Origin of the sequence: Stenotrophomonas sp. S41 (genome assembly GCF_016624625.1) — a bacterium.
In the GTDB taxonomy this organism is placed as follows: Bacteria; Pseudomonadota; Gammaproteobacteria; order Xanthomonadales; family Xanthomonadaceae; genus Stenotrophomonas.
This window is the reverse complement of sequence record NZ_JACVTV010000009.1, coordinates 59,375-71,176: the sequence shown is the minus strand read 5'-3', so window position 1 is coordinate 71,176 and position 11,802 is coordinate 59,375. Positions and strand designations below refer to the sequence as shown.

General features: G+C 70.3%; 10 protein-coding genes. 3 read left to right on the top strand and 7 right to left on the bottom strand.

Translation table 11 applies throughout. From position 1 onward, the window contains the following. Positions 1–67 precede the first annotated feature (67 nt). Positions 68–1,906 carry a dihydroxy-acid dehydratase gene (gene ilvD, locus IAE56_RS03910; protein WP_200751539.1) on the bottom strand — a complete coding sequence of 613 codons (1,839 nt, stop codon included), beginning with the start codon at positions 1,904–1,906 and terminating at the stop codon, positions 68–70. 448 nt (positions 1,907–2,354) lie between these two features. On the opposite strand from ilvD, the gene IAE56_RS03905 reads away from it, so the two are divergent. From IAE56_RS03905 to IAE56_RS03895, 3 genes are read left to right on the top strand one after another with little or no spacing between them, the layout of a single operon-like run. Beyond that, positions 2,355–2,924 carry a DUF1190 domain-containing protein gene (locus IAE56_RS03905; RefSeq protein ID WP_079224108.1) on the top strand — a complete coding sequence of 190 codons (570 nt, stop codon included), beginning with the start codon at positions 2,355–2,357 and terminating at the stop codon, positions 2,922–2,924. Positions 2,925–2,931: 7 nt separating this feature from the next. Then, positions 2,932–4,110: a glutathionylspermidine synthase family protein gene (locus IAE56_RS03900; protein ID WP_200751538.1), complete on the top strand. Its 1,179-nt coding sequence runs from the start codon at positions 2,932–2,934 to the stop codon at positions 4,108–4,110. Continuing rightward, positions 4,110–4,766 (top strand): hypothetical protein, encoded by a 657-nt coding sequence (locus tag IAE56_RS03895; RefSeq protein ID WP_200751537.1) that lies wholly within the window; start codon positions 4,110–4,112, stop codon positions 4,764–4,766. Before IAE56_RS03900 ends, IAE56_RS03895 begins: the two co-directional genes overlap by 1 nt. Positions 4,767–5,003: 237 nt before the next feature. On the opposite strand, the gene IAE56_RS03890 is transcribed toward IAE56_RS03895, so the two are convergent. From IAE56_RS03890 to IAE56_RS03865, 6 genes are read right to left on the bottom strand one after another with little or no spacing between them, the layout of a single operon-like run. Further along, positions 5,004–6,302, bottom strand: coding sequence for a DUF58 domain-containing protein (locus IAE56_RS03890; RefSeq protein WP_200751536.1), 1,299 nt, complete (start codon positions 6,300–6,302; stop codon positions 5,004–5,006). Continuing rightward, positions 6,299–7,285, bottom strand: a complete 987-nt coding sequence (locus IAE56_RS03885) for a MoxR family ATPase (protein WP_108770383.1) — start codon at positions 7,283–7,285, stop codon at positions 6,299–6,301. Before IAE56_RS03885 ends, IAE56_RS03890 begins: the two co-directional genes overlap by 4 nt. Next, the gene (locus tag IAE56_RS03880; protein ID WP_200751535.1) at positions 7,282–8,472 is read right to left on the bottom strand and encodes a DUF4350 domain-containing protein; all 1,191 of its coding nucleotides are present in this window, start codon (positions 8,470–8,472) and stop codon (positions 7,282–7,284) included. The genes IAE56_RS03885 and IAE56_RS03880 overlap by 4 nt, the downstream gene beginning before the upstream one ends. Further along, positions 8,469–10,112, bottom strand: coding sequence for a DUF4129 domain-containing protein (locus IAE56_RS03875; protein ID WP_200751544.1), 1,644 nt, complete (start codon positions 10,110–10,112; stop codon positions 8,469–8,471). The genes IAE56_RS03880 and IAE56_RS03875 overlap by 4 nt, the downstream gene beginning before the upstream one ends. Next, positions 10,102–11,094 (bottom strand): stage II sporulation protein M, encoded by a 993-nt coding sequence (locus tag IAE56_RS03870; protein WP_200751534.1) that lies wholly within the window; start codon positions 11,092–11,094, stop codon positions 10,102–10,104. Before IAE56_RS03870 ends, IAE56_RS03875 begins: the two co-directional genes overlap by 11 nt. Then, entirely contained in the window at positions 11,091–11,780 is a 690-nt protein-coding gene (locus IAE56_RS03865; protein WP_108770380.1) for an RDD family protein, read from the bottom strand. The genes IAE56_RS03870 and IAE56_RS03865 overlap by 4 nt, the downstream gene beginning before the upstream one ends. Between the last annotated feature and the right edge of the window lie 22 nt (positions 11,781–11,802).

The following is an 11,802-nucleotide window of genomic DNA, read 5'->3' as shown; positions in this document are numbered from 1 at the left end:
CGCCGGCCTACCGGGGGGGGGGGGGGCCCCCTCCCCTCCCCCCCCCCCCCCCCCCCCCCACGGCGATTCAATCGCCGAGCAGGGCGGTATTGCGGACGGCGCCCTTGTCGGCGCTGGTCGCCAGCAGGGCGTAGGCCTTCAGTGCGCTGGTGACCTTGCGCGGGCGGGCCTCACGCGGTTTCCAGCCGCGGGCATCGGCGTCGGCGCGGCGCTGGGCCAGGGTGGCGTCGTCCAGCAGCAGGTCGATGCGGCGGGCGGGGATGTCGATGCGGATGCGGTCGCCGTCTTCCACCAGGCCGATGGTGCCGCCGCTGGCGGCTTCCGGCGAGACGTGGCCGATCGACAGGCCCGAGGTGCCGCCGGAGAAACGACCGTCGGTCAGCAGCGCGCACTGCTTGCCCAGCCCCTTTGATTTCAGGTAGCTGGTGGGGTAGAGCATTTCCTGCATGCCCGGGCCGCCCTTCGGGCCTTCGTAGCGGATGACCACCACGTCGCCCGCCTGCACTTCATCGGCCAGGATGCCGGCCACGGCCGCGTCCTGGCTCTCGAACACGCGCGCGCTGCCTTCGAACACGTGGATGGACTCGTCCACGCCGGCGGTCTTCACCACGCAGCCATCGACGGCCAGGTTGCCGCGCAGCACGGCCAGGCCGCCTTCGGCCGAGTAGGCGTGTTCGACGCTGCGGATGCAGCCTTCGGCGCGGTCCACGTCCAGCGTGGGCCAGCGCGTGGCCTGGCTGAAAGCCACCTGGGTGGGAATGCCGGCCGGGCCGGCCCGGAAGAAGTCGTGCACGCTGGATTCGTCGCTGACCGCAACGTCCCAGCGCTCGATGGCATCGGCCAGGGTGCGGCTGTGCACGGTCGGCACGCGGGTATCCAGCAGGCCGCCACGCGCCAGTTCGCCGAGGATGCCATACACGCCGCCCGCGCGGTGCACGTCTTCCATGTGGTACTTGGGCGTGTTCGGCGCCACCTTGCACAGCTGCGGCACGCGCCGCGACAGCGCATCGATGTGGGTCAGGTCGAAGTCCACTTCGGCTTCCTGCGCGGCGGCCAGCAGGTGCAGGATGGTGTTGGTCGAGCCGCCCATGGCGATGTCCAGGGTCATCGCGTTGGCGAACGCGGCCTGCGTGGCGATGCCGCGCGGCAGCGCGCTTGCTTCTTCGCCGCCGTACCAGCGGTGGCACAGCTCGACGATCAGGCGGCCGGCGCGCAGGAACAGCTGCTCGCGGTCGGCGTGGGTGGCCAGGGTGGAGCCGTTGCCGGGCAGTGACAGGCCCAGCGCTTCGGTCAGGCAGTTCATCGAGTTGGCGGTGAACATGCCCGAGCAGGAACCGCAGGTCGGGCACGCGCTGCGCTCGAATTCGGCCACCTTTTCATCGCTGGCGCTTTCGTCGGCGGCGATGACCATCGCATCGACCAGGTCCAGCTTGTGCTCGGACAGCTTGGTTTTGCCCGCTTCCATCGGGCCGCCGGAGACGAACACCACCGGGATGTTGAGGCGCAGTGCGGCCATCAGCATGCCGGGGGTGATCTTGTCGCAGTTGGAAATGCACACCAGCGCGTCGGCGCAGTGCGCGTTGACCATGTACTCGACCGAGTCGGCGATGATCTCGCGGCTGGGCAGCGAGTACAGCATGCCGTCGTGGCCCATGGCGATGCCGTCGTCGACGGCGATCGTGTTGAATTCCTTGGCGACGCCGCCGACCTTCTCGATCTCGCGCGCGACCAGTTGGCCGAGGTCCTTCAGGTGCACGTGGCCGGGCACGAACTGGGTGAAGGAGTTGGCGATGGCGATGATCGGCTTGTGGAAGTCGCCGTCCTTCATGCCGGTGGCGCGCCACAGGGCGCGGGCGCCGGCCATGTTGCGGCCGGCGGTGGAGGTGCGGGAGCGGTATTCAGGCATGGCTGGCGGAACGGGCGGGCCGTACAACGTGGGGGTCGCTCGATCATGGACAATTTTTTCGGTTGCTGCTGCAACCACCGAAGGTGGCCCGGCAGGGCTTGCAGCCCTGCACCTGCCGAATCAACGGCAACGTCAACGGCAAAAGCTGGCTTACCGTGGGATGGCGGGGTGGGTCCGGTGGCAGGGGACGCCGTGAACCCGTCCATGGGGGCTTGGTCGCCGCATCCATGCGGCTCACACCCCTGCCACCGGACCCACCCCGCCTCCGACAGTTGGCCGCGACCTGACGGGGTCGGATCCCGTTGCTGCGCAACGGGCTCTGACCCCAGGTTCGCGATCAGGCTGACGAAAATGAAATTCCGTTCATCTTTCCCACTTTGCCGATTCCGGTTGTTGGTGCGGATTTGGCATCATTGGGGGAATTGATCCGATTCCGAGGCATGACGCCATGAAGCGTTCCCGCACCACCGCGCTGCTGCTGATGAGCGCTGCACCCCTGCTGTTCACCGCCTGCCAGAAGGAAGAGCAGGTGCAGGTGCAGGAAGGCCTGTACACCTCCGTGCAGGCGTGCACCGAGGCGACGGGCGATCCGTCCTCGTGCCGCAACGCCTTTGCCGAGGCGCAGCAGAAGGCCGCCGATGCGGCGCCGAAGTACGCCAGCAAGGAAGCCTGCGAACAGGACTACAAGCCCGAGCAGTGCGTGCAGCAGCACACCTCGGCCGGTACCTCGTTCATCGGCCCGATGATGATGGGCTTCTTCATGTCGCAGATGCTGAGCAACCGCGGCGGCCTGGCCCCGCAGGCGCCGGCGTCGGCCCCGGCCTACCAGGACAAGAACGCCGGCTGGGCGCGCCCGGCCCCGGGCGGCACCGGTGGCATGAACACCGCCAGCGGCATCGGCGCCGGCAAGGCCGGCCTGGCCCCGGTCAGCAGCGAGCCGAACCGCGCCGTCACCGCCAGCCGCAGCGGCTTCGGCAGCACCAGCGCCCGCCGCAGCGGCGGCAGCTTCGGCGGCTGATCGACCCATGCAGCGAATTCGCATTGCCGAGCGCGCCCACTGGCGGGCGCGCGCGGAGGAAGCCGGTTTCCGCTTCCACACCATCGACGGCCAGCCGTACTGGGATGAAAGCGCGTACTACGCCTTCACCCTGCGCCAGATTGAAGTGGACATCGAAGACCCCAGCGCCGAGCTGCACCAGATGGCGCTGGACCTGGTTGGCGATGTCATCGCCAGCGAGCGCCTGATGGACCAGCTAGCGATCCCCGCGCATTACCGCGACTGGATCGCCGAGAGCTGGCGCCAGCGCCAGCCGCATCTGTACGGGCGCCTGGACCTGGCCTACGACGGCACCGGTCCGGCCAAGCTGTACGAACTGAATTACGACACGCCGACCTCGCTGTTCGAGGCCAGCTTCTTCCAGTGGCAGTGGCTGGAGGACCAGCGCAACGCCGGCCGCCTGCCGCAGCACGCCGACCAGTTCAACGGCATGCACGAGGCCTTGGTCGAGCGCTTCGGCGAGCTCGCCGCGCGCCTGCCGCCGCCGCTGTACTTCAGCGCCGTCGGCAGTTCGGACGAGGACCGCGGCACGGTCGACTACCTGCGTGACTGCGCGGCCCAGGCCGGCCTGCAGGGCGAGGCCATCGCCATCGAGGATATCGGCCTGTCCGAGGACGGTCGCTTCACCGCGCTGGACGACACGGTGATCGGCACGCTGTTCAAGCTGTACCCGCTGGAAGACCTGATGGCCGAGGAATTCGGCCGCGCGCTGCCCGGTTCGGGCATCCAGCTGCTGGAGCCGGCGTGGAAGGCGGTGCTGAGCAACAAGGGCATCCTGCCGCTGCTGTGGCAGCGCAACGTCGGCCACCCGAACCTGCTGGAAGCGCACTTCGATGATGGCAGCGCGCTGGCCTCGGGCTGGGTGCGCAAGCCGCTGTTCTCGCGCGAAGGTGCCAACATCGAGATGCACCTGGCCGATGGCAGCACCCAGCGCAGCGACGGCCCGTACGAAGGCCCGGCGATCATCCAGCGTGCGCACCCGCTCACCCGCTTCGAAGGCGGTTACCCGCTGATCGGCAGCTGGGTGATCGGTGACCATGCCTGCGGCATCGGCATCCGCGAGGACGACAGCGCGATCACCCGCGACAGTGCGCGCTTCGTGCCGCATGCGATCGTGGACGAGGCGCCGACGCGGATCTACGTCTGATGGCGGTGCGGCGGCCCTTGGGCCGGCGCGGGCGAACGACGCCGGTGCCGGGGCGGCACTTCGATGATGGCCGCACGCTGCACGCCTTCGCCGGGCGCGTGGCGGTGCGCTGCCATCGCTGTGACACGCCGGGCTGGGTGGTCGCCAGCTGGCAGCCTCACCGCTGGACGGCGCGCTTCCGTTGCACCGGCTGCAGCGTGGCGCTGGACAGCGGCGCCTGGGTGGGCGCGGTGCGCATTGATGGCCGCCGCCCGTGCGGTTATTGCGGTCACCAGTGGGTGTGCGTGCACCAGCATCGACCGTCGGCCTCCACGGCCGTGCCCGAGGTACTGCCGGCCAAGTGCGCGCAGTGCGGGCGCACCAGCGAAGTGAAGGTCAGCGTCTGCCCGTTGCGCGATGCCGAGCCGGCAGATCCGCATTTCGGGTTGCCGCTGCGGTTGGTCGAGCCGACCCGTGCGGGTCTGCTGTGGGCCTACAACGCCGAGCACCTGCAGGTGCTGCATGACTACGCGACGTCGGCACTGCGCGAGCATGGTGGCGTGCACAACGCCTCGATGTTCTCGCGCCTGCCGCAGTGGATGAAGCTGGCCCGCAACCGCGTGCTGCTGCAGCGAGCGGTGGAGCGGTTGCAGCGGCAGTTGCTGGCGGCCGCGTAACCGGCGCCGTGGGTTTCGTGCCAACCAAGGTTGGCACCTACCAGAGCAGTGCGGTGGTTGCTGCAGGGGGTAGTGCCGGCCGCTGGCCGGCAGCTGTTTGCCTTGGGTTTCGTGCCAACCAAGGTTGGCACCTACCAGAGCGTTCGCGAACCAGGGCGGTGCGACGGTAGCGCCGGGCCATGCCCGGCGAGCGCATCGGTGGTTCCCCATCCGCCGGGCATGGCCCGGCGCTACCGGTTACAGCAGCCCTTCGCGCTTCACTGCCAGATACCGTTCCACCAGCGCGGCAGGCAGGGCGTCGGCGGTCACGTCCAGCACCATCACCTTCTCGCTGCGCAGCGCTTCATGCGCCTTCGCGCGCTGCTGCAGGTACAGCGCGGCGGCACCTGCCTGGGCGGCGTCTTCCAGCGTGTGCACCTCGCCCTCCAGCGCGGTATCCAGTTCGCGTTCGCGCAGGCTGGCCACGCACACCAAGTGGCGGCGCTGCAGCAGGCGCACGGCGGCCAGCAGGTCTTCGATGTCTTCGTCGCGCACGTTGCTGACCAGCATCACCAGCGCACGCCGGCGCTGCCGCAGCGAGACTTCGGTGGCGGCCGCCAGGTAGTCGGTGGCCACGGCCTGCGGCTGCAGGTCGTAGCTGGCGCGCAGCAGGTGTTCCACCGTGCCCATGCCACGCTGCGGCGCCACCCAGCGGCGTTCGCCACCCACCGCGAACAGGCCGGCGGCATCGCCCTGGCGCAGGGCCAGGTAGGCCACCACCAGCGACGCGTTCAAGGCATGGTCGAAGTGCGAGAGGCCGCCTTCGCTGGCCAGCATGCGCCGGCCGCTGTCGAGCATCAGCAGCAGCTGCTGGTTCTTCTCGTCCTGGTATTCGCGCGAGATCAGCTTGCGCGCGCGGGCGGTGGCCTTCCAGTCCAGCTGGCGCAGGCTGTCACCGACGCGGTACTCGCGCATCTGATGGAAGTCGGTGCCTTCACCACGGCGGCGCTTCACGTGTGCGCCCACCAGGCGCGAGGCCTGGTCGGCACTGAACAACGCGAAGCGGGTGAGCGGCACGAAGTTGGGATAGACCCGCACGTCCAGCACCGGCGGCAGCGTGCGCTGCTGCCACCACAGCCGCCACGGCGAGCGGATGCGTACGTCCACGCCGTCGAACTGGAAGCGCCCGCGCTGCTGCGGCTGCACCTGGTAGTGCAGGGTGCTGGCGTGGCCGGCGCGCAGCTGCAAGCGCTGCGGCAACCCTTCCAGCGGCCAGCCGCCGGGCACGCGATCGAACACCTGCACCCGCATCGGCTGCTCGGCGAACAAGCGCAGGCCGATCTCGCGGCGCACGCCCAGTGCCAGCGCCTCGGGCACCTGGCGCTGTACCTGCGGCGATGCACGTCGCCACTGCCGCCACAGATCGGCCAGTGCCAGCGCGGCCACCAACGCACCGGCCACGGCCCAGCTCCAGTGCGGCAGCAGGCCGGCCAGCACCACGCCGCCCAGCGCGGCCCAGGCAGCCAGCAGGACCAGCAGCAGCGGCGCAGGCCTCATCGGCGCGGCGCTTCCACCTTGGCCAGCAGGGCACCGAGCACGTCGTCCGGGCCCTGGCCTTCGATCTGCAGCTCCGGCGCCAGCGCGATGCGGTGGCGCAGTGCCGGCCGGGCAATGTCACGCACGTCGTCGGGGGTGACGAAATCACGACCGGCCAGCACTGCCTGCGCACGCGCGGCACGCACCAGCGCGATGCTGCCGCGCGGGCCGGCGCCGACGGCGATGCCCGGCCAGGAACGGGTGGCGGCCACGATGCGCACCGCGTAGTCGATCACTTCGTCATCGACGGTGATGGCGGCGGTGGCCTGCTGCAGCGCCAGCAGTTCGCCGGCGCCGAGCACGCGCGGCACCTGGCTGAGGTCGAAATCGCTGGCGGCGCGGCCACGGGTGATGGCCGTGACCATGTGCTTCTCGTCTTCCAGCTGCGGGTAGTCGATCAGCACCTTCAGCAGGAAGCGGTCCAGCTGCGCTTCCGGCAGCGGGTAGGTGCCTTCCTGTTCCAGCGGGTTCTGCGTGGCCAGGGCCATGAACGGCGGCGCCAGGGTGAAGGCCTTGCCTTCGATGGTCACCTGGCCTTCCTGCATCACTTCCAGCAGGGCCGACTGGGTCTTGGCCGGGGCACGGTTGATCTCGTCGGCCAGCAGCAGGTTGGTGAACACCGGGCCGCGGCGGATCTTGAAGCTCTCGCTCTTCGGGTCGTACACCGCATGGCCGCTGACGTCGCTGGGCATCAGGTCGGGGGTGAACTGCACGCGCCCGTAGTCCAGCTCCATGGCCTGTGCCAGCGCACGCACCAGCAGGGTCTTGCCCAGCCCGGGCACGCCTTCGATGAGCACGTGGCCGCCGGCCAGCAGCGCCACCATGATCTGGTCGAGCACGTCGGCCTGGCCGATGAAGGCGCGGCCGACGGCATCGCGGATGGCATCGACGCGTTCGATCAGGCGGGCGGCAGCGGCCGCCGGAAGCTCAGGGGCATCGGTCATAGCAGGGATCTCATCTGGAGCAGCAAGCGGATGCGCTCGCGCAGGGCGGAGGAATCGTGCGGCGAAGGAGCGGTGAGGGCGGTGGCCACGCGGCTGGCGGGCCACTGCAGCACCTCGGCGATGGCCTGGTCGCGGGCAGCGCCATCCAGCGCGGCCGCTACCGGGGCGCGCAGGCGCAGGCGATGCAGGAACAGCGCCTGCACTGCGTTGTACAGCTGCGCGCCCTGGCCGAAGCGCAGCAGCAGCTCGCCACTGGCGCGCACGTGTTCCAGCAGCGAACGGCGCTCGACCACCGGCGAAGGCAGCACGCTGCCCAGCCGCTGCGCGCGCGTCCACAGCCAGCCCAGCATGGCCAGCAGCAGCGGGATCCACACCGGCCAGCCCTGCAGCACGATGCGCGCCAGCAGCGTCGGCGGGCGGCTGCCGTACACCAGCCACACCGTGCCGCGCCCGTAGTTGGGATCCAGCAGGTGGCGGGTCAGGTCGCGGTGGGAAAGATCGTGCAGGCCACCGCGCTGCGGTGCGCTCTTGGCCGTCGCGCCCTTGCGTGGCAGCGGGGTGGCGCCAGCGCCGCGCATGAAATCCATGTCGGCCAGCACATCGATGCGGCCCTTGCCGTGGCGCAGGCGGGCGAAGGCCAGCCCCTCCTCGTTGCCCCAGCGACGCTCGGCGTCGGCGCTGGCCCGGAAGCCGAGGCTGAAGCGGCGGCCGTTGCAGAACTCGACGTGGTTGGGATCATCCACCACATGGAACGGCTGGCAGTCCTTGCCATGGAACAGGCTTTCCACGCCGATGCGGTCCAGCAGCGGTCCCTGCGTGGTGCTGGTCTTGTCCTCGCCCGGCGGCTGCGTGCGCAGCAGCAGGTGACCACCGCGGGCGACCCAGTCCAGCAGTGCCTGCGCGGTGCCCGGCGGCATCTCGCGGGTGTCCTGCAGCAGCACCACGGTATCGGTGTCGGCCAGGGCCATCCTCGCCAGCTGCAGGCGTTGCCGCGACTGCACCTCGATGCCGTCGGCACGCAGCGCCTGCCCCAGCACGTACAGCGGGTTGTAGCTGGCTTCGCCGCGCGGCGGCAGCACCACGGTCTCGGTGACCTTTTCGTGCGTGCGCAGGAACAGGATGGTCAACGGCACGCCCAGCAGCACCAGCAGGCCGAGCAGCAGGGCCCAGAACGCGCGCGGGCTCATGCCTTCCACCCGAACTGCTGGCGCAGGGTCGCGGCCAGGCCATCGAACTCATCGCGCGTGGGCAGGCGGCCGCCGTACGCGGCGTACTGCCACATGCGCACGATGCGCGCGAACAGGTCGCGGTCGGCCGGCTGCGGCATGCGCCGCGAAGCACGCAGGCACTGCGCTTCGGTGGCGCCGGGCGGCAATGCAGTACCGGTGCGCTCGACCAGGGTGCGCACGCTTGCGCGGTAAAGCAGGGCCAGGGCCTGGCGCGGGCGTCCCTGGTCCCACAGCAGGCCGGCCTGCGTGGCCACGTCCGGCGGCAGCACCACCGGCAGTTCCACGGCCTCTACCTGCACGCGCGGTGCGTCCTTCGGCGTGCGCCGGCCGGCGCCGCGCAGCCACGGCCACCACAGGCGCGCGGTCAGCAGCAGCACCAGCACCACCACGCCGAGCAGTGCCCACAGGCCCCATTCGGCCACCCGCGCCAGCAGCTTCAGGCCGCGGTTGCGTTCGCCATGTTTCTGGCCGGCCTTGTCGTCCCTGGTGTCTTTCTTTTCGGCCTTCTTTTCCGCCGTGGTGTCGTCGATCGGCTTCCACTCGGTGACCTGGCGGACCGGCCGCTGCAGCGGATCCTCGTAGGCACGGTTCACCGCCTGGCGGAAACCGGCGGTGTCCACCGGCTGCTCGCCGAAGATGCCGGCAGCGGCATTGGCCGGATCATTGGCGGCGTTGGCTTCTTCGCCGTCGTCCTCGCCGTCGTCTTCATCCGCGTCGGTCTGTCCGGCCGCCCGGGCTTCGTCGGCGACCTGGTGGGCAGTGTCCGCATCGGCGTCCTGCGCGTGGGCGGGGGCCAGCGGCAGCGCCAGGCACAGCAGCAGGGCCAGCGTCGATGCCGCCGGCAGCAGCCGTTCGCGCAGGCGGCGCAGGGCGATCTCCACGTCCCACGCTTCCATCTGCGTGCGCCGGTTGAGGTACAGGCCGAAGCCCGCACCGACATAGAACGGGCCGATCAGGGTGGCGGCCAGCCAGCTCAGCAGGTTCAGCAGCAGGTCCGCCCACGGCGGGGTCTCGACGCTGATCATCGCCCAGGCCGCGCGCCACGAGTCGGGCAGCAGTTCCAGCGGAATGAACATGAAGACCGCTGCGATCGCGCCCAGCACCAGCACCAGCTCGAAGCCGAGGCAGATCAGCGCCAGCAGGATTGCCGGCCCAGCGGCGCCGGCGGCCACCGCGCGCCGGCGTGGGCCGCGCTGTGCGGGCGCGTTGCCTTCCAGCAGGTTGACCGGCAGGCACAGGCTGCGCAGCAGGCTGAAACGGCGCCAGCCGAGGTAGCCCCAGAAACCGGTGCCGCCCCAGTGCCGTTGCGCGGCCAGTGCCGCACGCGCGCCGACCGTCTCGCCGAAGATGCCGCGTGAGAGCACGTACAGCGGCGCGCGTTCGAACAGCGGCTTGCACCACCACATCGCCAGCGATGCCCAGGCGAAGCCGTCCAGCCACCAGGCCAGCGCATTGAACAGCACGAACAACGGCGCACTGGCCAGCAGCCAGCTGCCCCACACCGCGCGCGCATGGCGGCGGGCGAGGGCGGTGCCCAGTTCCATCGCTTCCCAGCCGCTGCGCGCACGCAGGGCCACGTCGAGGTGGTCAATCCGCACGTTCACCCCCGCGACCGCCGCGCCACAGCCACAGCAGCACGCCGGCCCACAACACGCCAGCCACGCTGTACTTGGCCCAGGCCGGGATCTGCGCGATCGACGACCAGAACGCTTCCACGAAGGCCGCCAGCAGCAGCATGAAGGCCACGCCCAGGCACAGGCGGGCGCCGATGCGGCCGCCTTCCACCAGCGCGTCGATGCGGCGGCGGCGGCCGGGCGCCAGCAGTTTCATGCCCAGCTGCAGGCCGGCACCGCCGGCGATCACGATGCCGGTCAGTTCGAAGGCGGCATGGCCGACCACGAAGCGCCAGAACGGATCGCCATGGCCGATCTGCTGCAGGTGGCCCGCCACCGCGCCCATGATGACGCCGTTGAACAGCAGCACCAGCAGCGTGCCCAGCCCGGCCAGCAGGCCGCTGGCGAAGGTGCGCAGGGCGATGCTGATGTTGTTCATGATGTAGTAGCCGAACATCATCCAGTCGGTGCCGCTGTCACGCCCCAGCCGGTCCGCGGCCGGGTCGTACATGCGTTCCATCTCGGCGATCTGGCTGTTGTCCATCAGCAGATGCACGCTGTCCGGGTACAGCTGCACCACGGCGAAGCAGGCCAGCGCCGGCACCGCGAACATCGCCAGTGCCACCCACATGCTGCGGGCCTGGCTGCGCACCAGCATCGGGAAGTCGGCCACCAGGAATTCCAGTGCCCGCCGCCAGCGCACCGGCGGCGTGCGGTACAGCACACTGTGGCCCTGCTGCATCAGCTGCTGCAGGCGCTGCACCAGCTGCGGGCTGTAGCCGCGTTCGCGGGCCAGCGCCAGCTGCTGGCACAGGCGGCGGTAGCGCTGGGCGAAGGCGACGTCACCCGGATCAGCGGCTTCGGGCCTGCGCCGCCTGCGACGCGAAGCGCCCGCACGCTGCTGCAGCCAGAGCTCCAGCTGCTGCCATTCGTGCTGGTGGCGGGCGACGAACTGTTCCTGCTTCATCGGCGGCCCAGCAGCCAGTTGGCCATCGCATACAGGCGCAGCACGCCCACCTGGCCGGATGCACCGGTCAGCGGTTCGGCGATACCCGCCAGTTCCTGCTGGCGGCCCGGTGACAGGCGCGGCGCGCGTTCGGCAAAGGCGAGGACGGCGGCCTGTTCCTGCGGGCGCAGCGGCTGCGACGGCACCAGCACGCTGTCGATGGTGGCCGGAGGCGACAGGTAATGCATCGGCTCGTGCACCACCACGGTGCCGGCCACCAGGTCGCCGAGGCGGCGCCCGTAGGGATCGAACAGGCTGCTGAGCAGGCCCAGGGCATAACCGAACGGCAGCATGTCCACGGTGCGCAGCAGGTTGCGGGTGATCGAGGCCATCCAGCCCACCGGTGCGCCATCGCGCGACAGCACGCGCAGGCCGAGTGCACGCTTGCCCAGGGTGCGGCCCCACAGCGCCTCGCAGACGATGGGGTAGGCCCACATCAGCAGGAACATCGCGGCCATGTAGATGCCGCGGCCAAACTCATCGAGCAGGGCCAGCGGAATGGACAGCAGCACCAGCGCGCCGAAGCGGATGCCCAGGTCGACCAGCCAGGCCAGCGCACGCGGCATCGGCCCGGCGGTGGGCAACTGCAGCGGCACGCCTTCCGGCGTTACCACCTCGCGGTAGGTATCGAGCATGGGCGCGGTCATCAGTGCGATGGCCGCGGATGTG